Origin of the sequence: Methylicorpusculum oleiharenae, assembly GCF_009828925.2 — a bacterium.
Taxonomy (GTDB): domain Bacteria; phylum Pseudomonadota; class Gammaproteobacteria; order Methylococcales; family Methylomonadaceae; genus Methylicorpusculum; species Methylicorpusculum oleiharenae.
The window spans coordinates 1-23,730 of the sequence record NZ_WUTY02000001.1; the positions used below are offsets into that span (position 1 = coordinate 1).

Annotated in this window: 21 protein-coding genes and 1 pseudogene; 9 read left to right on the forward strand and 13 right to left on the reverse strand. The window is 47.0% G+C overall.

The window, feature by feature from the left end; all coding sequences use genetic code 11:
* Positions 1 to 137: 137 nt before the first annotated feature.
* A complete protein-coding gene (locus GO003_RS00005) occupies positions 138 to 899 on the reverse strand; it encodes an MlaA family lipoprotein (RefSeq protein WP_159658176.1) in 762 nt (253 codons plus the stop codon).
* A 137-nt stretch (positions 900 to 1,036) separates the two neighbouring features.
* Between GO003_RS00005 and rnt the strand changes: the two genes are divergently transcribed.
* Positions 1,037 to 1,708 carry a ribonuclease T gene (gene rnt / locus GO003_RS00010; RefSeq protein WP_159658175.1) on the forward strand — a complete coding sequence of 224 codons (672 nt, stop codon included), beginning with the start codon at positions 1,037 to 1,039 and terminating at the stop codon, positions 1,706 to 1,708.
* 99 nt (positions 1,709 to 1,807) lie between these two features.
* Here rnt and grxD read toward each other — a convergent pair whose 3' ends face one another.
* A complete protein-coding gene (gene grxD / locus GO003_RS00015; RefSeq protein ID WP_159658174.1) occupies positions 1,808 to 2,131 on the reverse strand; it encodes a Grx4 family monothiol glutaredoxin in 324 nt (107 codons plus the stop codon).
* A gap of 166 nt (positions 2,132 to 2,297) precedes the next feature.
* Between grxD and GO003_RS00020 the strand changes: the two genes are divergently transcribed.
* From GO003_RS00020 to GO003_RS00045, 6 genes are all read left to right on the forward strand, one after another.
* Positions 2,298 to 3,476, forward strand: a complete 1,179-nt coding sequence (locus GO003_RS00020) for an acetylornithine transaminase (RefSeq protein WP_159658173.1) — start codon at positions 2,298 to 2,300, stop codon at positions 3,474 to 3,476.
* Positions 3,477 to 3,479: 3 nt separating this feature from the next.
* Entirely contained in the window at positions 3,480 to 4,382 is a 903-nt protein-coding gene (gene argF, locus GO003_RS00025; protein ID WP_159658172.1) for an ornithine carbamoyltransferase, read from the forward strand.
* A 44-nt stretch (positions 4,383 to 4,426) separates the two neighbouring features.
* Entirely contained in the window at positions 4,427 to 5,089 is a 663-nt protein-coding gene (locus tag GO003_RS00030; protein ID WP_159658171.1) for a TIGR04211 family SH3 domain-containing protein, read from the forward strand.
* A gap of 77 nt (positions 5,090 to 5,166) precedes the next feature.
* Positions 5,167 to 6,864: a dihydroxy-acid dehydratase gene (gene ilvD, locus GO003_RS00035; protein WP_159658170.1), complete on the forward strand. Its 1,698-nt coding sequence runs from the start codon at positions 5,167 to 5,169 to the stop codon at positions 6,862 to 6,864.
* 924 nt (positions 6,865 to 7,788) lie between these two features.
* Positions 7,789 to 8,478: a hypothetical protein gene (locus GO003_RS00040; protein WP_159658169.1), complete on the forward strand. Its 690-nt coding sequence runs from the start codon at positions 7,789 to 7,791 to the stop codon at positions 8,476 to 8,478.
* Between the two features lie 69 nt (positions 8,479 to 8,547).
* Complete coding sequence (locus GO003_RS00045; protein WP_159658168.1) at positions 8,548 to 9,165, forward strand: hypothetical protein; 618 nt, start codon at positions 8,548 to 8,550, stop codon at positions 9,163 to 9,165.
* Positions 9,166 to 9,654: 489 nt separating this feature from the next.
* Here the strand turns inward: GO003_RS00045 and GO003_RS00050 are convergent, their stop codons facing one another.
* The 3 genes from GO003_RS00050 to GO003_RS00060 all read right to left on the reverse strand — a co-directional run bounded on the left by GO003_RS00050 (position 9,655) and on the right by GO003_RS00060 (position 12,216).
* Positions 9,655 to 9,840 (reverse strand): CstA-like transporter-associated (seleno)protein, encoded by a 186-nt coding sequence (locus GO003_RS00050; protein ID WP_159658167.1) that lies wholly within the window; start codon positions 9,838 to 9,840, stop codon positions 9,655 to 9,657.
* Positions 9,840 to 11,909 (reverse strand): carbon starvation CstA family protein, encoded by a 2,070-nt coding sequence (locus GO003_RS00055; protein WP_159658166.1) that lies wholly within the window; start codon positions 11,907 to 11,909, stop codon positions 9,840 to 9,842. Before GO003_RS00055 ends, GO003_RS00050 begins: the two co-directional genes overlap by 1 nt.
* A gap of 103 nt (positions 11,910 to 12,012) precedes the next feature.
* Entirely contained in the window at positions 12,013 to 12,216 is a 204-nt protein-coding gene (locus tag GO003_RS00060) for a hypothetical protein (RefSeq protein WP_159658165.1), read from the reverse strand.
* A 61-nt stretch (positions 12,217 to 12,277) separates the two neighbouring features.
* Between GO003_RS00060 and GO003_RS00065 the strand changes: the two genes are divergently transcribed.
* A complete protein-coding gene (locus GO003_RS00065; RefSeq protein WP_159658164.1) occupies positions 12,278 to 12,508 on the forward strand; it encodes an ISAzo13-like element transposase-related protein in 231 nt (76 codons plus the stop codon).
* 73 nt (positions 12,509 to 12,581) lie between these two features.
* Positions 12,582 to 12,707 (forward strand): annotated as a pseudogene (locus tag GO003_RS26490) (transposase); the annotation flags it as partial.
* A gap of 222 nt (positions 12,708 to 12,929) precedes the next feature.
* Here GO003_RS26490 and GO003_RS00075 read toward each other — a convergent pair.
* The 8 genes from GO003_RS00075 to GO003_RS00105 all read right to left on the reverse strand — a co-directional run bounded on the left by GO003_RS00075 (position 12,930) and on the right by GO003_RS00105 (position 23,424).
* Complete coding sequence (locus GO003_RS00075; protein WP_159658163.1) at positions 12,930 to 14,792, reverse strand: AsmA family protein; 1,863 nt, start codon at positions 14,790 to 14,792, stop codon at positions 12,930 to 12,932.
* Between the two features lie 576 nt (positions 14,793 to 15,368).
* Entirely contained in the window at positions 15,369 to 16,175 is an 807-nt protein-coding gene (locus GO003_RS00080) for a Crp/Fnr family transcriptional regulator (protein ID WP_231088732.1), read from the reverse strand.
* 458 nt (positions 16,176 to 16,633) lie between these two features.
* On the reverse strand, positions 16,634 to 19,489 hold the full coding sequence (locus tag GO003_RS00085; protein ID WP_159658162.1) for a bifunctional diguanylate cyclase/phosphodiesterase: 2,856 nt from the start codon (positions 19,487 to 19,489) through the stop codon (positions 16,634 to 16,636).
* 782 nt (positions 19,490 to 20,271) lie between these two features.
* Entirely contained in the window at positions 20,272 to 20,646 is a 375-nt protein-coding gene (locus GO003_RS26325) for a DCC1-like thiol-disulfide oxidoreductase family protein (RefSeq protein ID WP_331001614.1), read from the reverse strand.
* Positions 20,598 to 20,783, reverse strand: coding sequence for a hypothetical protein (locus tag GO003_RS00090; RefSeq protein WP_231088733.1), 186 nt, complete (start codon positions 20,781 to 20,783; stop codon positions 20,598 to 20,600). The genes GO003_RS26325 and GO003_RS00090 overlap by 49 nt, the downstream gene beginning before the upstream one ends.
* A gap of 7 nt (positions 20,784 to 20,790) precedes the next feature.
* On the reverse strand, positions 20,791 to 21,525 hold the full coding sequence (locus GO003_RS00095; protein WP_231088734.1) for a rubredoxin-like domain-containing protein: 735 nt from the start codon (positions 21,523 to 21,525) through the stop codon (positions 20,791 to 20,793).
* 268 nt (positions 21,526 to 21,793) lie between these two features.
* Positions 21,794 to 23,200, reverse strand: a complete 1,407-nt coding sequence (gene fumC, locus GO003_RS00100) for a class II fumarate hydratase (protein ID WP_159658161.1) — start codon at positions 23,198 to 23,200, stop codon at positions 21,794 to 21,796.
* The gene (locus GO003_RS00105; protein WP_159658160.1) at positions 23,197 to 23,424 is read right to left on the reverse strand and encodes a hypothetical protein; all 228 of its coding nucleotides are present in this window, start codon (positions 23,422 to 23,424) and stop codon (positions 23,197 to 23,199) included. The genes fumC and GO003_RS00105 overlap by 4 nt, the downstream gene beginning before the upstream one ends.
* Positions 23,425 to 23,730 lie beyond the last annotated feature (306 nt).

Here is a 23,730-nt window from a genome sequence, read left to right on the forward strand (position 1 = left end):
CCGCCTCTGGCTTTTGGTAGTGATGATTTATCAATTACACCGCTAAGAGCGGGAGAAATCATCAACTGGTCGATTGAATTTTAAAAAAACGGCCCTCCCCCATAAAATCCGGCGGGAGGACTTTTAATTTCTACCTTTTAATAAGGCTGAAGAGGCGCATCGCCCTGATCATCAACATCAAATTCCAAATCGTATTCGTCTTCCGGCAAATTGCCATCGTAGACTAGATATTTGCGGTGTTGAAGATAAGCATTTTTGAAAAACTCGTAACGGTCGACAGCGGCCTCCGAGGCGATTTTTTCTGCCGTCAAATGATCAGCACGTTTGTCTATGGCATTGAGACCGAATAAGCCGGAAGTGATAATTCCACTATCAAGATAACTGATAGGATTCATAGCTGCATCACCGGCGGCGCCGCTTACACCTCTAGGCGTGCTGGAACCGAACAGGGGAATAACCAGATAAGGCCCGGTTGGTACGCCCCACACTCCCAAAGTCTGATCAAAGTCCTCATCATGCTTGGGTAAATCGATCATCGTTGCCACGTCAATTAATCCGCCTAATCCCGCCACTGAATTGACGATAAAACGGGCGCCGTCAGAACCTGATTGGGCCACTTTTAATTGCATTAAATCGTTGATCGTTACACCGATATCATTAATGTTACTGAAAAAATTGGTAACCGCCTGATCGGCAAACGAAGGCATGACCCATTGATAACCTTGACCAACGGGCTTCATAAAATATTTATCGATATTATCGTTAAATGTCTGAACCTTCCTATTCCAGTTTTCCAGAGGGTCCCTGGGATCGTTGCTGGTTCGAATCGACGAACAACCGGCAACTGTTGAAATTATTACAAGACCCAGCAGTCCCGATGTAATTCTTCTTTTATTCATTTACCCTCTCTGCCTTCCTAAAAGATTTTTTATATTGAATTTTTCGCGTAACATAACATAAAGATAAAGCCTCTTCGAGCATTTACATCCTTGTGTATCTGCTTTTACCCCGTCATTCAACGCATTTTATAATCTTCATGGAAACCACTCGATTACCGTTTGATAAGCGATTCAGAGGCTACCTTCCGGTCATAGTCGATATAGAAACAGCCGGTTTCAACCCCAAAAAACATGCGCTTCTTGAACTTGCCGCTGTTATCGTCGAATTGGATGATCAGGGTCGGATGGAAATTACCGAACGCCATTGCGCCAACGTAGCGCCATTCAAAAATGCAGAATTCGATGAATCAGCGCTTAAATTCAATGGCATAGACCCTTACCATCCGTTTCGCATGGCAATTGAAGAAAAAGATGCCCTGGAAAAACTATTTAAACCGATCAAAAAAGCAGTCAAACGAAACAACTGCAATCGCGCAATTCTGGTTGGCCACAACCCTGCATTTGACCTGAGTTTTTTGAATGCCGCCATTACACGCACCCAATATAAACGCAGCCCTTTTCATCCTTTTAGTACTTTTGATACTGCCACACTGGGCGGCCTGTTTTATAAGCAGACGGTATTAGCCAAGATAGCTCAAAGTGCGGGTCTGGTCTGGGATAATGACAAAGCGCACGCTGCACTCTACGACGCAGAAAAAACTGCCGAACTGTTTTGTCAGGTTTTCAATCGCTTGGACTATCTGGAAAAACTGGATCAAATGAAACAACAAGCCCTGACAAAGAACCAGGATATTGATCCATCGAATTGAATTTATAAGAAAAGTTGTTCTGGCTAAGTTAAGGAGTGACAAGCCGAAGCTTGTCACTGCTCATTAAGCCAACGGTTTTTGAGCTAGAATCAATAATGCTCAGGCAGCGACCGCATCAGCTTCAGCCAGCATTTTTAGCAATTCGCCTTTTGTATACAGGTCAATGATGATGTCGCATCCGCCTACCAATTCACCCTTGATATACAACTGAGGATATGTCGGCCAGTTAGAATAAGTCTTTAAAGCTTCCCTCAATTCTGGATCTTCAAAAATATTGACGTAGGCAAACTTGGCTTTACACGCGTTCAACACCTGAACTGATTGGCCTGAAAATCCGCATTGAGGAAAATCAGGAGTACCCTTCATGTACAAGACAACCGAATTTTGCTCAAGTTGGTCTTTTATTCTTTCTATTACTTCCATAATTATCACCCTTTTATATTAATAACCCAGCGATTTTATCAAGAATAGATTTTTTAAAAAAGCCTAATTTAATTATCTAATTCTTGCTTAGTCATATCGTGAAAATTATAATTTAAGGTTTTTTCATAGGGCAACTTATTGCTCTAAGGTTAGCAGGCTTTAAACGATGACCAGTCATATCATGCCTACCTACGGTCGCTTACCTATTACACTGGATAGGGGCCAAGGGGCCTGGCTTTGGGATAAGGACAATAACCGCTACCTGGATGCACTTTCCGGCATAGCCGTTTGCAACCTGGGACACGCGCACCCTGCCGTCCATAAAGCGCTTTGCGACCAAAGCGCCAGACTCATTCACACGTCTAATTTATATGGCGTTGAATTACAGGAGACGCTGGCCAATCGCCTGTGCGCCATAAGCGGAATGGACAACGTCTTTTTCTGCAACTCCGGCGCAGAAGCCAACGAAGCAGCGATAAAACTGGCCAGGCGCTATGGATTTGAACGCGGCATAGAGCGCCCTGCGATCATCGTCATGGAAAAAAGTTTTCATGGCCGGACCCTGGCAACGCTGAGCGCGACAGGCAATGCCAAAATACAGCAAGGATTTGCGCCTTTGGTCGAAGGCTTTGTCCGGGTGCCTTATAACGATCTGGACTCCATTGAACAGACCCTATCAGCCAACAACAACATTGTCGCCATTTTAGCAGAACCGATTCAAGGTGAAGGCGGGGTGAATATCCCTGCGCCTGACTTTCTTAACGGCATCAGAGCTTTATGCGACAAGTACAACATCCTGATGATGCTGGATGAAGTCCAATCGGGTGTTGGCAGAACAGGCCTATTTTTGGCACATCAGCATAACACCATAAGTCCTGATGTCTGCACGCTGGCAAAAGCGCTGGGCAATGGCGTTCCGATTGGCGCCTGTATGGCTAAAGGACAGGCGGCCAAAATCCTCACTGCAGGAACTCATGGCTCAACTTTTGGCGGCAATCCGCTGGCTTGTAGTGCCGCATTGGCCGTTCTTGACACGCTGAACGAGACAGGTCTGATTGAACAAGCCGAAAGCAAGGGAACCGCGATTTCCCAGGGTTTAGCCAGAGAACTGGCCGGCTCCCCCCATATCCACGAGATCCGCCATAAAGGCATGATGATCGGAGTTGAATTGAAACAACCTTGTAGCGCTTTGGTCAGCCAGGCGCTCGCTCAAGGCCTTCTGATCAATGTGACCCAAGAAAACACCATCCGCCTCCTTCCTCCCTTGATTATGGACGATGAGCAAATAAACCTTTTGGTGGACACCTTATCCACTGTTATTCAAGACTTTACAGCGCAGTCGTAACTTATGAAACCCAGACACTTTATCTCTTTACACGATCTGACAAGCTCAGAACTCCGTCAACTGCTCAGCCGGGCTAGCGAACTCAAGAACACCAGAAACCCGGACTTTCAGCCGTTGAAAGGAAAAGTGTTAGCGATGATCTTTGAAAAGTCATCTACGCGCACCCGCATTTCATTTGAAACAGGCATGATTCAACTGGGCGGCAACGCGCTGTTTTTATCTCCCAGGGACACCCAACTGGGACGTGGCGAACCGCTGCGTGACAGCGCCAAAGTCATATCGAGCATGGTTGACGGTATCATGATGAGGACCAACAAGCATGATACCGTAACCACTTTTGCGGAACACTCCAGCGTCCCGGTCATTAACGGCCTGACAGACCTGATGCACCCTTGCCAGCTGCTGGCCGACATGCAAACGTTTTTTGAACACCGGGGTGACATAGAAGGTAAAACCGTCGCCTGGATCGGAGACGGCAACAATATGTGCCACTCCTATATTGAAGCCGCATCGATATTGAATTTTAAACTGCACCTGGCCTGCCCGGAAGGCTATCAGCCGGATTCATGCTTTGTTGATAATGCGTCCGCCACGATTAACTTTTTTGACACTGCCCAACAAGCCGCCGAAGGTTGTGACCTCGTAGTTACTGACGTTTGGGCCAGCATGGGTCAGGAAGAAGAACAAAAACAAAGAGCGCTGGCTTTCAAAGATTATCAGGTAAGTCAATCAGTCATGAGCGCTGCAAAAAAAGAGGCTTTATTCATGCATTGCTTGCCCGCTCATCGCGGCGAAGAAGTTGCTGCAGAGGTGATTGACGGCCCCAACAGCGTTATTTTCGATGAAGCGGAAAATCGTCTGCACGCCCAAAAAGCATTGCTCGAATTGCTCATGAGCGGCAATTAAAGCTAAAATTACAATCATTTAGAATCGAACCATAAAGGACACTCGTGAAAAAAATACTCGGTTTTCTGATCTTCCTGACCTCAATAACCGTTGAAGCCAAAACAGTTTATGTCACCGACGATCTGGAACTCACTTTAAGAAAGGCAGAAAATGATCGCAGCAAAATAGTCAAGATGATCAAGTCCGGCACGCCTTTAACACTGATTGAAGAAAGGAGTACCGGTTATTCATTGGTTCGCACAATGAACGGTGTAGAAGGTTATTTTTTAACTCGCCACTTGCTACAAACTCCTCCTAGCGCCGTTTTATTGCAAGATGCCAACAAAAAAATTGAAGCCTTTCAAAAAGAAAACGACAGCATTAAAGCTGAATTAGCGGCATTAAAAGGCGACACGTCCAAAATCGACTCACTGGGGCATTCCATCGTTCTCGAAAGAGACAGCCTAACCCGGGAATTGGCAGAACTTAAAATGACGGCGGCCAATGCCATAGAAATAAAAACTGAACGCGATAGTTTACAAGAGCGCGTTGTAAGCGCAGAGCGGGAGTTACAAAAATTAAAACGCGAAAACCAGGCATTGATCGACAATTCCAATCAGGACTGGTTTATTTATGGGGGTGCTTTAGCTCTGGCAGGGGTGCTGTTGGGCTTTGTTCTGCCTAAATTAGGCTGGCGCCGCAGAAGTAGCGGCTGGGATACGTTCTAAACACCGACCACTCATCCTACCCATGCACAGTCTTTGTGCCGCACCGAAGTTAACCAAAGCATTCAGGAAATAGTTAAATGGCAAATTCAGAGGAAAAAAATACCCGTCAATTTTCATCACTTGTTGTGGATGGCATGGAAAGAGCGCCCAGCCGCGCCATGCTTCATGCCGTTGGCTTCAAGAATGAAGATTTCAAAAAACCCCAAATCGGCATTGCCTCGACCTGGAGCATGGTAACCCCATGCAACATGCACATCAATAAACTCGCAGACGATGCTGCCCGCGGTGTCGACAATGCCAACGGTAAAGCTGTGATATTTAACACTATCACCATATCTGACGGCATCTCGATGGGTACTGAAGGCATGAAGTACTCGCTGGTATCGCGCGAAGTGATTGCCGACTCAATTGAAACCGTCGTCGGTTGCCAGGGCTTTGACGGCGTCGTCGCAATCGGTGGTTGCGATAAAAACATGCCGGGCTGCATGATTGCTTTATCCCGCTTGAATCGTCCTGCCATTTTCGTTTATGGCGGCACCATACTCCCCGGTTGCCACAAGGATCAAAAACTGGATGTTGTTTCTGTCTTTGAGGCCGTGGGCGCACGCGCAAACAATAAAATAGACGATGAAGAACTGGCCGCTATCGAGGCCAAAGCCATTCCCGGACCCGGTTCCTGTGGCGGCATGTACACCGCCAACACCATGGCTTCTGCGATCGAAGCATTGGGGATGAGCCTGCCTAACAGTTCTGCTCAAGCGGCTGTTTCAGAAGATAAAAGACTGGACTGCGAAAAAGCCGGTGCTGCCGTGCTTGAATTACTGAAAAAAGATATTAAACCGCGCGACATCATGACCAAAGCCGCGTTTGAAAATGCAATTACTGTCGTTATCGCTTTGGGCGGATCAACCAACGCCGTTTTACATTTACTGGCAATGGCCAACTCAACCGGCGTGGATCTGACCCTGGATGACTTCAGCCGTATAGGCGAACGAGTGCCTATGCTGGCCGATTTAAAACCCAGCGGCAAATATCAAATGGCGGAATTGGTCGAGATAGGCGGCATACAACCCCTCATGAAGATTTTGCTTGATAACGGTATGTTGCACGGCGACTGCCTGACTGTAACCGGCAAAACACTGGCGGAAAACCTGGCTGACGTCAAACCTTATCCTGAAAATCAGGATATGATCCGCTCACTGGACAACCCCATCAAAAAAGACAGCCATCTGAGCATTCTTTACGGCAATCTCGCTACAGAAGGCGCCGTCGCCAAAATCACCGGCAAGGAAGGCTTGGTTTTTACCGGCACTGCGAAGGTATTTGACGCCGAGGAGCTCGCCTTGCAAAGTATATTAAACGGTGACATCGTCAAAGGTGACGTGATTGTAATCCGTTACGAAGGCCCCAAGGGCGGCCCCGGCATGCGGGAAATGCTCTCCCCTACTTCGGCTGTCATGGGCAAAGGACTGGGCAAAGAAGTCGCGCTGATCACAGACGGAAGATTCTCCGGCGGCACTCACGGTTTTGTGGTGGGTCATATCACACCGGAAGCCTATGTGGGCGGCGCACTGGCTATTGTTCAAAATGGCGATCAAATTACCATTGACGCTGAAACCAAACAACTGACCCTGCATATCAATGAACATGAAATAGCCCGCCGTCTGGAAAAATGGCAACAGCCTGCGCCAAGATATACTCGCGGCGTTCTGGCCAAGTATGCCAGTTCTGTGAGCTCTGCCAGCCAAGGGGCTGTTACTGACAAATTTGACTGACACTCCCTCACCCTACCCATCACTAAATCTGCAAAGCAGGCAGGCTTTATATAACAAAGCCTGCCGCTAACAACACCAAGCCCTTAACAAGACAGAGACCTTCAGAGCCATCGGCGATTGTTGCAAGCTCTGACCACCGGATGAGTGCTAGCGGAAGGGATGAACAGTCCCGACTTTATAACCTTGGGACCGGTCAAAGCCAGCTTTGCTGCTGATGACCTACGCTAGCGCCATGATGATAGCCCCGGTATTTTCATTGATCGGATCAGCGTCTGGCCGCAGCCAACATTGATTTTACCAGTCATCCAGTCCCAACTGAATTTTGGCGAAACGAATATCCCCGCTATTGTCATCGTCCCGAAGTCGCGTGACGAAATTCCTCAATTATTGCGAGGTCTGCAATACCGCTACACCATAACTCTTCATACACTAGACTGCGGGTGACGGCACAGCTTTGTGCATATGGCTGACAGCGGGTCGCCAACCAACACAAAAATCGTGACGGAGATGGGCCAAATATCAGAACAAATCTTCCATATCCTGTGATTGACGCTCATTGATGTTCCATGGATGCGATGCGCCAGTCCGCCGACAATTAAAACTATCAAGCCTTTATCACATAAGAAACCAAAACACTACCTGCCGCCTGACCGGCTTCCAGAAACAGCATTAGTGGCGAAAACGCATAGGCAATAAGGATGGCTGCGGCAATGGCGGTGCATCTCCAAGCGGGTAAACAATAGTCTGAGATTCGACCTGATGCCTTTGTTGGGAAAAGTTAACAGTTTTAAGGGTAATCCTAGACAGCTATCTGTCTCAGACTATCCAATAATCTGAACCATGTTATCAAGAGAACGGTATTCGACACATTTTCTTTTGTAAAAACCAGCCCAAATCCGCAGTTATTTGAATAAGGGGAACACCATGAACTATCAAAATAAATACATGCTAACGCTAATCACAGCCTGGAGCTTTATTAATCCTGCTGGTGCCGCCGACGACAAATCCGAGCCGGCCTATAGCGTGGTCGGCGAGGTGACCGCTGGCGAAAACAAACTGGGCGTAGCGCCTGGCGAGCAGATTTTTACCGACTTCATGCTGGATCCCAGCCTGATTGCCACGGAAGCTCTGTCAAGCCGGGAGCGCCTGATTTTCATAGATCCTTGGCGCTGGCACTGGCGGCGCTGGGACTGGTTGAGAGGCTTTGTCATCGAGATTCCTAGAATTCCTGGACCGGGACCTGAGCCCTTCGTTCTTAGAGTTCAAGCCGTATATGACGATGCTCAGGACATGATCATGGAAATGGACGGTGTGCCGCCGCTGGAAAAAGGCAGCTCGTTCATCACTGAACTGTCGTTTCCCACAGATAGTGCGTTTCTAAAAGAACAACGCCTGCCCAACATGGATGAAATTAATAATGGTTTTATAAAAGGCAGTTTCCGCGTCGAAGATCCACAAGGTGAAGTGCTGTTCAAAGGCAGCGTCGACGGATTGAAAGCGACTCCGGCCGAACCGGTATGCAAAGGCGATGTGGATGGTGACGGTGACGTCGATACCCGGGATACCCGCACAATCCGGCTGGAATTTGGCCGTCGGGATTGCCCGTTGATGTAAAACCGACCCCAATCAATGCTGTTAGCACACGGCTGCAGCATGCCAACATTTAGATTATGCGAGGACACCATGAAACAATTTATACTTAAATCACTGACGCTAGCATTAGGTCTTTTTCATTTGAGCACGGGCAACGCCTCGTTATCGGTATTTGCCGATGCGGACGGCGATGGCGTTTATGACTCTATTTTCAACACCACGCCAGGGGCCGTTTTTAAATTATCCGTGTATGCCAACGAAGATGGTTTGCATGAAGGGTTGACGTCTTACGGCATCAAGGTCGATCTGGATTCACCCTTAAAAATCGCAGGCGCTACAAATACTGACCAACTTGCGAATATCACCTCCGCTGCCCAATGGGATTTACCGGAAACTAAGTCAATAACGCCGACGATTGAAGTGATTGACGGTTCATTTTTTGATACTTTTTCGGGCTCGGTACATCTGTTCGATATGACGCTATTGGCGCCGAATACACCCGGTTCTTATAACGTTTCGTTCAAAAATGTAGAACCGGATCTAACCTTTGACGGCTTTGTCGGCTTTGATGGTTTTGTTTATGACCCGACGATCACATTTGAAACCACGCAAATCAAGGTCGTCCCTATTCCGGCCGCATTACCGTTATTTGCTTCGGCATTATTCGGATTAAGTTGGCAGCTACGCCGCAAAACTTCCACCGTTTAAGCGTTCAGCTTGTTGATTGTATGTACACCCATCGTAGATCGAAATTCGGCACCGAGGTGCCCGTCAAAGGACGCCGTAAAACCATCCCTGTAGGCTCTATGCCAGCATCCATGCTGGCAAAGCCTTTGCCGAACAACCCGTTGCCTCCTTAGGCACTGCCGAAATTTGAAGTGCGAAAGGTATACCTTCTACGGGAAGGATCAATCGATCCTTCCCGTTTTTTTGCTATCTACTGTGGCCTGCCATATCAGGCAGGCCAAAATCGCTGCTATTACTGGAACGATTGGTATCGGCTCACCCCCTCCAATTTTAGTGGGTGTAGGTGGTTGATTGAAAAGGCTTCTGCAACAGGGATGTTGCAGAGAGCTATAGGGACGTATTGATGCGTCCTTTGAAATCAAGCACCTACACCCTTAATTCAAAGCGAGCGAGTAGTTACAACGATTGTTATAAAAGAAAAACGGGCCGAAATAATGGCTTTTCTGTGGCTTAACAACAGCGTTTGATGCCTGACCACATGCGATCCTGCCAGCGTTTAAAAAACTCCGCTTTGCTGAGCGGAGGACTACCTTCATGCTGATGGTGAGCGGCATGATGTTGTAAATAGCGCTCATACGCATCATCGCCGGATAATTGCCGGATACCTTGCCAGACTCTCTTCAGCCGTTTTCGCATCAATCTCTGACCCACTCAGCTTCCAGCAGACTAGGACTGTGCGGAGTTTCGGTCAACGGTAAACCCGGTTTACCCATCATATGGCGCACCGCAACCCGGAGCATGTCAAATACGATCAACCACAACAGCGCAACAAAAAACAGCGTAATGTAGGCATCCAGATGCAAATTAAAGATCAGCTGCGGCGCAATTTTGGCTTTTTCGACCGGTAGTGATCCTGCTGCCAGTTTCGAAGATAAATCATGTGCTGCCGCAAAAAATCCGATACGCACATCGCTGCTGGTCAATTTTTCCCAGGCTGCGGTGCTGGTGATAATAATCAGCCAAACCAGCGGCAATCCGGTAACCCAGGCTTTGTTCAACTTACCCGATTTGATCAGAATCCCGGTTGCCACCGATAATGCAATCGCGGCCAGCATTTGATTGGCAATGCCGAACAACGGCCACAAAATATTAACCCCACCGTTAGGATCAATGACGCCAATATATAGAAAATAACCCCAAGCCGAGACCACCAACGCGCTGCTCAAAATCACCGACGGCGTCCAGGACGTTTCGCCCATTTTCGGCCAGATATTGCCCAGCATGTCTTGCAACATAAAGCGCCCGACCCGCGTACCGGCGTCCAGTGTGGTCAGTATGAAAATAGCCTCGAACATGATCGCAAAGTGATACCACATGGCCAGCAACCCATTCCCGAAAGCGCTGCCGAAAATACTCGCCATACCGACAGCCAGGGATGGCGCACCGCCGGTTCGAGCAAATAAGGTGGCCTCACCCATTTGCTGCGCCAACGTCTGCATCTGTTCTACAGTCACGGGATACCCCCAGGCACTGATGGTCGCCACAGCCGTGGCGGGATCCGCACCCACCGCGCCGGCAGCGCTATTGATCGCAAAAAACACGCCCGGATCCAACACAGTCGCAGCAATCATCGCCATCATCGCGACCATGGATTCCAGCAGCATGCCGCCGTAGCCTATCATTCGAATATCCCGTTCGTTGCTCAGCAATTTCGGCGTGGTGCCGGAAGAAATCAAGGCATGAAACCCCGAAATCGCGCCACAAGCGATGGTAATGAATACAAACGGAAACAACTTGCCGCCAAATATGGGCCCTGTGCCATCTATGAATTGCGTCAACGCCGGCATTTTCACTTCCGGCATCAAAAATAAAATCGCAACAGCTAATAGGGTGATCGTGCCCAGCTTCATGTACGTCGACAAATAATCACGCGGCGCCAACAACAGCCATACGGGCAGAATAGCGGCGGCAAAACCGTACGCCATCACCCACCATGCCAGAGTCAGGCCTTCATGATCAAACCAGCCGCGCAACGACGGCTGATCATCCAGCCACCCGCCCCCCACAACGGACAGCAACAATAAAGCCACACCCAAAGCCGAAGCTTCCAATACTTGGCCAGGGCGTAAATGGCGCATGTAGACTCCGACGATCATCGCAATCGGTATCGTAGCGGCAACGGTAAATGTCGCCCACGGGCTGTGTTTCATGGCGTTAACCACCACTAAACCCAATACTGCAATCAAGATCACCATGATGGCGAATGTAGCAAGCAAGGCCGCCGAACCGCCCAGCGCACCCAGTTCATCCCGTGCCATTTGCCCCAGACTTTTCGCATCGCGGCGCGTCGATAAAAACAAAATCACCATATCCTGCACACAACCGCCCAGCACCGCGCCGAACAATAACCATAACGTACCCGGCAAATAACCGAACTGTGCCGCTAAGGTGGGACCAACCAAGGGCCCGGGGCCGGCGATCGCCGCAAAGTGATGACCAAAGACGATCCATTTGTTGGTGGGTAAAAAGTCATGCCCATTATTAAGTCGCTCGGCCGGTGTCGCCCGCGTCTCATCAACGACCAGAACTCCAGCGGCAATCCAGGCCGCATAAAAGCGATACGCCAGACTGTATACACAGACCGCAGCAGTAATAAACCATAAGGCATTGATGCTCTCACCCCGGTTCAACGCGATGCCTCCGACTGCAGAAGCGCCCAACACAGCAATTAAAATCCAGATAATAGTCTTTGTTAAATGAGTCATGATAAATAAAGTCAGCTAGTTTGGTTTGGCCTTGATGGCCTAATATGCAGTTACCCAGCATCGAAAACAAGATAATTTCTTAACTTCAAACGCGACCCTGAGCTTAAATGAAGGCGCCATCCTTCTGAATATCAGCCACGATACCAGCGAAGGGGGTTCTGATAGCATAGGCTGTGGTGGCGACGGCAGGGACGTTACCCTTACCCCAATGCTTTGCGATTATTAATCCGTTGCGATGGTGGAGCGATGCCGCTAATCGGCAGGCATTCAAAGCAGCCTGGCTAGCCTTGGACGACTGTTTGGGCATTGAAATCAGCATTGCGCATTATCCGCCGTATTGATCAAAGCACAATCCCAGTGAGCATTGCTTGTTTCCATCTATCACCCGTGCCTGTCAAGGCGTGGTATTTCATACAGTCGAGATTGCGCGGTATATGGAAAAAGCCAAGGCCCACACGGGACTAAAAGTCACTGTGGCTATTTTAGCGGGCACCTATGAAACGGGGAAGCAATGCGCTGCCTATTTAATCCAAAACAGGCGCATCGTGTTTGATGATTTTTTACCCCGCTGGAATTACCGGGCTCTGCCTCACGGCTGACTATATCGGGAAGTTATTTTTGGCAGAATCCTCAGCGAACGACGCAGCAAAAACTGATGATTCGGAAAAGAAGATGGCCTGGTATCTGAAAACCAAAAAAGGGAAGGCTCGCTATGCCAAGCGTAAATCGACTGTAGAACCGGTGTTTGGCATTATCAAACAGGTTAAGGGCGTCCGCCAATTCTCACTACGGGGACTTGTGCTGTTAAGTGTTGACAAATTGAAGCAACCTGGGGAGTTTTCAATGGACTTTATGGCCGAAATTGGGTGAGGGTATTTAATTAGCGGCGAGAATATCAGCTCAATCACATTACCCTTGAGTTCCCTACGTCTCGGTTGAATTTTTTGATCCAGATATGCAAGCATTTTATCCATCAGCTGGTTTCGTCCATACTTTGCCGCACAAAGGAAGCCCACAAAGTTAATCCTTTGCCCGTCGTATCATTTTCTCGCAATCAATGTTTTGAACCTCGCCTATATCAAAGGGTGGGAGCAGCATGAGAGTAGATAAAGGATTAAGTGAAAATTTTGGTTTTAAGATAGTACCGGAAAAATTTAAGGTTGACCGAAGGGTCAGCGGACTAAAGTCACGAGGGTAAGGAGTAATAGCAAGATCAAAGGTTTCGTTTTTGAATGACAAATAGCCATTTCCATGAACCACACTATCCAGGGTATTGAGCAATAAAGTTTTTGAATGGGCAATCCCGTCTTTAATATCGACATCGACAACGGCGCAAAGGATAGGAATTTGGGTATCTCCAACGATATAGTAGCCAAGCGCTTGGGCAATATCCAAGCCTATCAACTCAACAATCAAAGCACTTATTTTGCCATCGACCTGCACTAAATAGGCTTCTCCATTAGAGCTTGAAAGTATATCTTTAAGCGTATTGCCAGACCCTTTTAATGTCAATTTACCGTTAATTTTGCCCAACGTTTTCTGAATATCATTAATTTTCCTGATAAGCCTGCTTAAAGAAAGGTCAATCACATGAATTTGAATGTCGACCTCTGCCGGGTTTATCGTTGCATAGGCTGACATCCAAAGATTCACCCGGCCCTCGTCAATTCCGAACGTGACGGGTTCGAACTTCAATACACCGTTGTTAAGAGATAATTGACCGTCAAAGTTGGTTATGGGAACTGCTTTGTTAATAATATTCGTGGCACGAAGTCGGGCCTTACCATTGGCGGCACGAAGTTGTTTTAGGTCGAAATGATGATCAGCTATCAATGAATCATTTTGAGTAATACTTTGATCTTGATGGTTAGGTTCGCCCCCAATAAATCCGCTTAAATCTGCAAGATCCAGCGTTTTGGCGAACAAATCCATAGTGAAATACAAGGGTTCAAGTTTTGGATTAACTAGAACTGTTCCTTGCAAATCAGTTTGACCAATCTCTCCTTCTAAATGATCAAAACGCCAAGTGCTATCATGATGACTTAAATTACCCGTTATTTTATAGGCTGAGCTGGGCGGTAAAGGGAGGCCGGTTAGAGGAAATAATTCAGCAAGATCAGGCCCTTTGATTGAGAGGTTAAGCGTTGGATCGGCCACTTGCAGAGGCTGAATCACTGTGCCGCGAATGGCTATTTCAGTTTGACCAAAAGCCATATTCAGCTTGACAGGGTAAGGGTTCTTTTCTGAGCGCAATTCTGAGTATGAACCTGCAGAAGCCTGCAGATTGAGTGTTTTGTGTTGATAACTTCCCTTACTCTCAATGATAATCGGCTGTTGCCAGCCACCAGAGCCTTTTAAGGAATCGATATCCCCTTCGAAATTCATATCACGGATTTCATCATAATAATGAAATATTCCAGAACTAATACGCAGGTTCTCGAAAATAACGGGTACATCAAGATCGTTTGAATCAGCTTCCCGGTCAGTAAACTGCCAGTTTGAATCGCCTTTCTTATTTTTTAATAAGAATAACTCCGGCTTGTTAATGTTTAAATCATTTATGAAGATCTCACCGTGAAATAGTTTCGGTAGTGAAATTTGCAATAACAATTGATTAATTGTTGCAACATTTTCCGGCCTCGGCCAAGCCTTATTTTTGATCGAAATGTGATTAAGCGTCAGTTTAGGTTGCCAGCCGATTTCCAGGAGAGTTGTGCCTTTTATATCAAGTTTTAGTCTTTCAGTATTAACGAGAGCCTCAATAAACCAGACCCTGAAGTTATTGGAATAGGCAAAACTTAGTAGAATACTTCCGAAGGCTAAGAATCCTATCAGGAGGATAACTAAAAATAAACGGATTAGGATTTTCAGTTTGAAGTTCATTCTTCGATTATTTTGCTTGGCGCGCTTAAACAGTTTTTATGACTGCACGGGTTCTGTTGCAAATTTTCATAAGTTGAAAAGCTGCACTTATCGGTCGACACAGGGGTATGTTTTAACAAACACCACCAAAGCCTTATAGGATTTTACGAAAATACAAAGCCCAAAAGAGATTGAATTAATTATCGGCTCCCCAATTTTAGTCCTGAAAAACAGGTCTATTTTTTGGGAATTAAAATGAGGCTCAAATCCGCGTCTTCTATAGTGATTCAAAGAAATCTAAGTGACAATTCTGTCGTTTGTTTAAGCTCACCCTGAGTTGGTGTTTGCAGGTCATTTGATCGAAAATTTGCTTATTACCAGTTGCCTTTTTTGAGTAATTTCAACTGGTGGTGTTGGTCTTGATGGGTGTATTTGTACTCGAGGGATACATAAATTCTAAAGAAGATACTTATCCAATTTTTCAATAGCTTACTAACAATAGTAAAAATCAATATTTTCAGCTGTAAGCTACGAATACCAATACATACAGTGAAGGCTTAAGACAAACCGTTCTTTTTGTGATTAACCCCGTTACTTTTATTTTCGGTTGCTTGTGAGCAAGCGTTCATACTCATCTTTAACCACCGCATAACACTCACACACTCGCATTTCAAGTTCGCGGCGTTTCAACACTGTAATTTGGCCACGTGCACCTACAATCAACTTATCAGATTCTAACTGACCAAGAACTTGGGTCACGCTTGCCCGGCGTATACCCAATAATTGCCCAATTCTAGCGTGCGTTATTACTACTTTGTTGTCATTTAATCTATCCAGAGTCATCAACAGCCATCGGCAAATTTGCTGATCCAGATTATGATGCTGGTTGCAAACTGCAACTAGAGATGTCTGAGCCAGTAACCCCTGCGTATATAGCAGGGCTAGATGTTGCAGTTTACCCCCTAACGAGAATTCTTGTTTCATCACTTTCCGGCTGAGTCGATAAGCATGACCTACACTTTGAACTTCTGTGCTAGTAGGCAAGCTCTCCCCACCCATAAAAATGGATATGCCAACTATACCCTCGTTACCAACAAGAGCGGTTGCACTTGTGGAACCGTCCTCCAGAGAGTAGACCATCGAAACAATGCCAGAGATAGGGAAATGCACAAATTTTACATGGTCACCTGACTCGGACATCGTCAATCCCAATGGTAACTCAACGAGCTTAAGATCGGATGCCACACGGTTATAATCAGTGGCAGGAAGGGCTGCTATTATGAAGTTTTGCTTAGGGTCTGGGGGCGAATCATTTGTTATTATCGTTTGTGGCATATTTTGAATATCCAAGTATGAAAAATTGTTAAATTGGATTAACTCAGACCATGACAGTATATTATTCATACTATTTGGGCTAGAGAAACTTTTCTTTGACTCTCGTTCTGGTCAGCAAATGTGGATTTACCCATAAATTGAGTCTGATCGCCGACGTCAGTTTTTAGCTATTTCTCCTCTTGCAGCATTCCATGAACTATCCGGACACAGAGGATTATTAGATCAGATCAATTTGCCAGTTCAGGAAAGCAGAACAAAGGTGTAACGATTTACCCTTGAAATTCATACCGAATAGCCCGGAATCAGCAGGCAAGGCTTAGTTGGGAACAGACCATATTCACTATTCGCAAACGGTCTGACCGATGTAGCATGTTATGCGGTGCAACTTGTAGGCGTTGGTCGAGATTTAGCTTAATCCACCCATCTCTATCTCTTCGGCAAGAAGTCCGATTCAGAGAAGTTCGAATGCGGATTCAATAGCATTCACCTATCAATGCAAAGGCGACTGAACAGTGCTTCAGAATGTCTTAACGATGTCTGAGCAAACTTTCAAATTGCTCAATTGAAACAGGTTTGCCGAATAGAAATCCTTGAAAATGGTTGCAACCATGAATAGCTAAAAAATCGCGCTGCTCTGTAGTTTCTACACCTTCTGCAATCACTTCTAGCCCCATGCTTTGCGCCAAGGCTACGATAGTGCGCGCGATAGCTGCATCGTTGGGGTCGGTCAATAAATCGCGGACAAAACCTTGGTCAATTTTTAATTGCTCCAGCGGCAATCTCTTTAGGTAAGACAATGAAGAGTAGCCTGTGCCGAAATCATCTAACGAAAAACTCACGCCTATACCTTTCAGTAGATTCATCTTGCTAATGACATCTTCAACGTTGTCCACTAAAAGACTTTCAGTTAACTCCAGTTTGAGCTTGCCGGGGTCTGCGCCTGTGCGATCAAGCAACTCCTGTACTTGTTTGGCAAAGTCTTCCTGACGAAATTGATGAACGCTAACATTGACGGCAATCCGTAAATGTCGGGTAGCCTGCGTACTAGCCCAAGTCACCAACTGTAGGCATGCTGATTCCAATACCCATTGCCCAATGGCTAGTATTAAACCCGTCTCTTCGGCTAAAGGGATGAATTCCGCGGGAGAGACCATTCCGCGTTCAGGATGCGACCACCGAATGAGTGCTTCCGCACTTACGACATGATCGCCCCCATCGACTTGTGCTTGGTAATAGAGCACGAATTGTCGGCTAAGAATGGCCTGACGTAAGTCGTTTTCTAGCGCGCTCCTTCGATTCAAACTGTCCTGCATGTTTTGATCGAAAAAACGCAGGGTATTTCTCCCGGCCGCTTTTGCTTGATACATCGCTATGTCGGCTTGTTTCATTAGACTCTCTACTGGAAGGCCATGGCCTTTGAACAATGCAAAGCCGATACTGGGTGTACTTAAATATTCGTGACCATCCAGTATGTAAGGTATGCACAGAGTCGTTAGAATTTTTTTACCGATTGATTCGCTTTGGACAGCGGCCTCGTCAGGCAAAGCACTCAAGTTCTCCAATATGATTACAAACTCATCTCCGCCTATGCGGGCAACCGTATCGCCTTCTCGACCACTCACCAACAGGCGTTGAGCGACTTGTTGCAGCAGTAAGTCGCCAATATGGTGACCCAACGTATCATTCAGGGTCTTGAAATTGTCCAGATCGATAAACAGCAACGCTCCATGTAAACCGCTGCGCCCACTGTTGGCAAAGGCTTGTTTTAATCGATCAAGTAACATTGTCCGATTGGGAAGCTGGGTGAGTTGGTCGTAATAGGCGAGCTGTTTGATTTTGTCTTCGCTATATTTACGCTGTGTAATGTCATTGAGAGTAGCAATATAGTTGGTAATTTTGCCCCACTCATTTTTTACGGCGGTAATCGTCAACGATTCAGGATAGGTTTCGCCATTCTTGCGCCGATTCCAGATTTCCCCTTGCCAACTTCCGGAGAGAGCGATTTTGCTCCACATTTCCTGATAAAACTCAGCATTGTGAAGCCCCGATTTTAATATACGTGGTGTTTGGCCTATCACTTCTTCCGGCAGATAGCCGGTAGTTTGAGTGAAAGCTTGATTGACCTGCAAGATAAGGCTATCAGCGTCGGTTATCACCATGCCCTCGTGAGCTTCAAAAGCCGTGGCGGCTATTCTCAACTGATGTTCCGATTGCTTGCGCGCAGTAATATCTTGATGTTCCGATACCCACACCAGTCCGAATTCGGGATGATCAAAGGTGGTAACACAGGCATAACACCAGAAAAGGCTGCCGTCTTTTTTGACATTATGCACCTCGCCACACCAGACGCCTGTCCTCTCAAGTACTGAGATTATTGAATCATGTGTTGGTGGATGACTATCGATACTTGGAGGATTAACTACGCTGACATGCTTTCCGAGAAGTTCCCCAGGCTCATAACCAAACATGTGCTCAAACCGGGGGTTGGCAAAAACAATGGTTTGGTCAGTAGTTCTAATCAAATAAATTCCTTCCGCCAGATTGTTTAAAATTTGGCTATGGAAGCGCAGCATGTTTTCTACCTGTTTGCGCGCAGTGATGTCCTCGAATATTGTTACAAATTGCCCAGGCCCAGGTGTGGAAACATGAATCAGAAAAAGTTTCTGTAAAGGCAAGAAGTAGTGTTCAAATGAAGTGCCAATTTTTGTGCGCTCAACCTGAGCATAGACATCAATAAAAGGTGGCTCCCCTGTTCCGTAAACCTCTGAAGCTAATCGGTTAACGATGCGCTGCTTGGCCAGTCCAGTTTGCTTTTCATAGGCAGGATTGATTTCGAGGATCAGATAATCTTTAGGCTCTCCGGATATGTCATAGATAAGTTGATGTAACGCAACCCCCTCTAACATCGTGGAGAACAAGGAGGCAAACCGCAGCTCGCTTTCCTTTTGCTTCAGCTGTGCATTTTTTAGTTCTGATATATCCTCAAATATTGAGTAAACACCCATTACAGAGTCATTGGCTTCGTCTCTGATCGGTATGGAATTAATGTTGATCCAGTTAACATCTTGCCGTTGGGGATTAAAAACCCCCATCACAACATGAAGAACGGCAGTTCCCGTTCGGAGTGTCACCATGGCAGGATGATCTGATCCGGGAAACAGCGAACCATCCTCATGGATAGCATGCCAACAAGGATCCATGGATGTGATACCACGCAGTAGATCGAAGGACAGTCCAAGAATCTTCTCGGCCGCAGGGTTGGCTGAAAGGATTTGGCCTTGTAAATTTTGATAAACGATACCGAATGGGAGCGAATCAAATAACAAACCACTATGGGGGTAACTGGGCTTTAAACGGCTGCTTGAGGTAGGGTATGCTCCCATAGCGTTACTTCTCCACCAATTTTTTAAAATCAAAAAAGTATCTACTCACCGCGTCCCATTTTTTAGTGTGTAGATGCTTGATTTCAAAGGACGCATAAATACGCCTCTGCAGCTCACTGCAACATCCCTGTTGCCGAAGCCTTTACAATCAACCCCCTACACCCTCTATTCCAAGCGGCGAGTAGTTACCAAAAATATATCTTGAAGTTGAATAATAACTTGATTGAATGGGGGGCGTACATAAAAGTATTGTTGTCATCAAAGGGCTGCTTTGCAAACTATACGGGCGGGGCATATTGGCTTCAATTGGGGTGATCGACTTTTAGTCGGGTGAAGCGATGATAATGTCAATTTGCTCGCCGAATACCGGACATCCGACTGGGTCACTGGATGCCTTAACCCTTAAAATTGAATAGTGCCCTCAACCGGCGAAGGTGAGGTCGCCAATGGCTGCTTTGTAGCCCTCCAGTTCGCAGAATCTGGATTTGGCTGACCGGTTTGGAGAAACGCGACCGGCAGTCTTGGGTCGGTTGAACTCAGCGACGACTTGCCGCTTTCAGGAGTCGGATTTTCATTGACCGCTTTCCGGCGATAAATCTGAAGAGAAGACGGCCACCTGGCGACCCCTAAGAGACAGTGGAGCCCTATTTCCGAATAGCAAGTTTTGCACGAAATGCTGCCAGTCAATTCTAACGATTCAACCGACACTACAAAACACTTGGAGCCTTTTGGGGAGATGCAGTTTTAAATAATCAGATTAATGGGGCTATCAGTTTTATAACTTACCGCCGTAACTGGTAATCTAGCGCTGATGAGCTTGTTGCTACGGCCAAAACCGCGATGCTAATTTGTCCAGGATTTCTGCTTGGGCTAGCAAGAAGCAGATTCGCGTCAAAGCTTGCCTCTGTACTTTCAAGCCGGCGGTTGACCTGCCGATGATAAAGCTGGACCAATAAGGGCCTGATCAACGGCAAAACGATCAGACAAGCGACAGGTTTTAACAACAGCACCTTGTTCATTAATAGAATATAAGCGTCTCGTTCCGAAAGAATCCGGCCGTTTGTTTCGCGGACATGCAATTCGGATAAAGCCTTTTGTGAATCGAAACCTAAATCCCGTAACCGCTGATCCTGTCCGGTAATGTCGAACCGGCACAACAGACCTGCTGACGAACCGGGAGTTTTTCGTAAGCTTTGCTAGTTCGCCTGCATTTAGGGCATGCGCCATCGTGATAAACAGTCAACTTATTTTGATCAATGTCGTCTTTAGTTGATTTTTCGGCGTTTGTTGGCATGACGCTTTCAACGATTTAGCACCAAGTGCTCAAATTTAGGCAACCAGTCGGCAAAATGGGCAACATAGTTATAGCCGCAGACCGTTTTCAAGGCTTTGTGTTTAACAATTTCGAATATCAGACCGGCCTGTTTCAGGGTCTCTTGCGCGGGACCGTAAGGGTTAAACTGCATGCCGGAAGCAGATAAAAATACATAATCGCAGATAAATAATACCTCCCGGTAAATATAAAAAGTAAATCCCGGTGTGTGCCCGCCTACGTGATATGCCTCATTGCCATGGGCGACATAATCTTCGCTAAATCGCCGGTCTATATCGAACAATGTCACCAACCGATGCTTGGCGTCCAGTTCATGTAGCCGGACTTCCGAGTTCCAAAGGCTTCGGTATTGGTTGCATGCACCCAGGAAATGGTGGTGAGTAAATAAAATGGCTTTTACGGGCGACAATTCACGGTTGAATGCCGAAGGCGAATCGATCCACACCGCTCCTGTCTCGGTTTCGATGCGATAGGCTGCATGTTCCAGCCCAAGTTTCGGTACCGAAAGCAACTGGCTTACAACGTCATTAACAGGGAAGCTAGTGACGCGATAAGCGGCTTCAACTTCGTCCCACGTCATGAACTGGTCATGCTTTGCCCCGCAAAACGGACAAATGTCGGGCATCTCTCCAATCATGTTATAGCCGCATTTCAGACAAACCCATTGATTCATTTGCTCAGGAAATTTGGGGGTATCCATCATTCGTTCTCCAATACCTAAAGCTACTTGATATGCATAGCTGTCGAGCTCACGTTCGCCGGGGATGGGAAGGTAAATCGGCCAAACTATCCATTACCTCAACGCCTGCCTTGGCTTTCTTGATTGCAATTTCGATGCTGCCGAGCCGTTAGAAACGCAATTCTAGGGTAAACGTCTTCAAATCGGCACCAAAACCGGCAGTAGCACGCCTTTTTGACTCAGCAATCACCATTTCTGTTTGCTCGTAATCTACAGGCAGAGTTTTGTCGCCTTACGTATTTGGAAACAGCATCAGTTCCGGTCGGACAACGGTATCGAACCTATCCGCACTTATAAACCCACTGGCAATGGCCTCTTCGCGCAGAGTGCTACGGTTTTTCAGGGCCGTTTTAGCAATATGGGCAGCTTTATCGTAACCAATAATTGGCACCAGAGCAGTGACCAGCATTAGCGATTGTGTCATTAGTTCGTTAATACGTTCGCCATTCGGCGTGATACCCTCCACACAATGATCAGTTAAGCTCATCGCCGCGTCTCCCAGCAGTCGAATTGATTGCAATACATTATAAATAATCACAGGTTTGAATACGTTGAGTTCAAGATGGCCCTGCGCGCCGGCAAACGTCACACAGGCGTGATTACCGACAACCTGTGCGCAAACCATGCTTAAGGCCTCGCATTGGCTGGGATTGATCTTGCCCGGCATGATGGATGAGCCGGGTTCGTTCGCGGGTAAAATCAGTTCACCGAGTCCCGAACGCGGGCCGGAACTCAGTAAACCTATGTCATTGGCGATTTTAGTAAGACTGACTGCGATGCAGTTCAATACGCCGGAAATTTCAACCAACGCATCGTGGCTAGCCATGGCTTCGAATTTGTTCACGGCGGAACAGAAAGGCAATCCGGTGAAGTTTGCCACCTGTTTGGCAAATAGCTCGGCAAAAACCGGTTTGGTATTCAGGCCGGTGCCTACCGCTGTGCCACCCTGGGCGAGGGGATATAAACGTTTCAGGCTGTCGTTAATTCGCTCGATACCCAGTTGCACTTGCATGGCATAACCTGAAAACTCCTGGCCCAACGTCAGAGGTGTAGCATCCTGCATGTGGGTGCGGCCGATCTTGATAATGCCGGACCACTGTTGGGCTTTGTCGGATAGCGCCAGATGCAAATGCTGCAATGCCGGAATCAGTAGCTGCTGCAATTGCTCGACTGTGGCAATGTGCATTGCTGTTGGAAATACATCGTTAGTCGATTGGCTGCGATTGCAATGGTCATTCGGATGCACTGGCGTTTTTAATCCCAGCGTGCCGTCGAGCCTTTCGCTGGCAAGATTAGCAATCACCTCGTTGGCATTCATGTTGGCTTGAGTGCCGGAACCGGATTGCCAGACCACAAGGGGAAAATGGTCGTCCAGCCTGCCCGCTATCACCACCAAGGCTGCATCGGCAACCGCCTGACCGATAGCCTCGTCAAGGTTGTTTGCCGCGATATTAGCCAGAGCCGCGCAATGCTTGACGATGCCCAAGGCGCGGATCAAGGGTCTGGGTAGGCGTTCGTTGCCAATCTTGAAATTCTCAAGAGCACGCTGGGTTTGCGCACCCCAATATTTATCGGCAGGGACGGCAATATCGCCCAGAGAGTCGGTCTCGATCCGTGCCAACTCTTCCCTTTTACTCACCGGGTAGGTCTTCCTGAAACAGGGCCGGGATGATCTGCAGAACTGCTTTTACGGCCTTTCTTGATTTTTTCTCTGAAATTCCCAAGGCCGGTTTCCATTTTGCCCACTTTCTTGTGCAAACATCTTTCCAACTCCTGATCTTCATAGTCGAACGGGTTGCTGACGGTATCGTTGCAATTACCTTCGGCTTTTTCAGATCGGTACTGGTGGTTCTGTTCTTTCATGATGACTCCTTGATAATTTGTAAATTTATCAAAACTAAGAGCGCTCAGGTTCCGGCTCTGGATAGGAACAATATAAAATAAAAAAAAGTGGCTCTGTACGGTAGCGCACAAAAAGGTACGAGTTTTTGTCTGGTTCTATAGGATGATATCGACAGCGATAGCGGCTCATTGTTTAATGCAAAACGCGAATCACCATACTGACAATAAAGTTCCACAAACGGATATATTCCCCATTCCTTCAACGCCCGTAGCTTATCTATTTCCAGGCAATCTAGAGATGCAAACGTACAGACATGAATCCCCTAA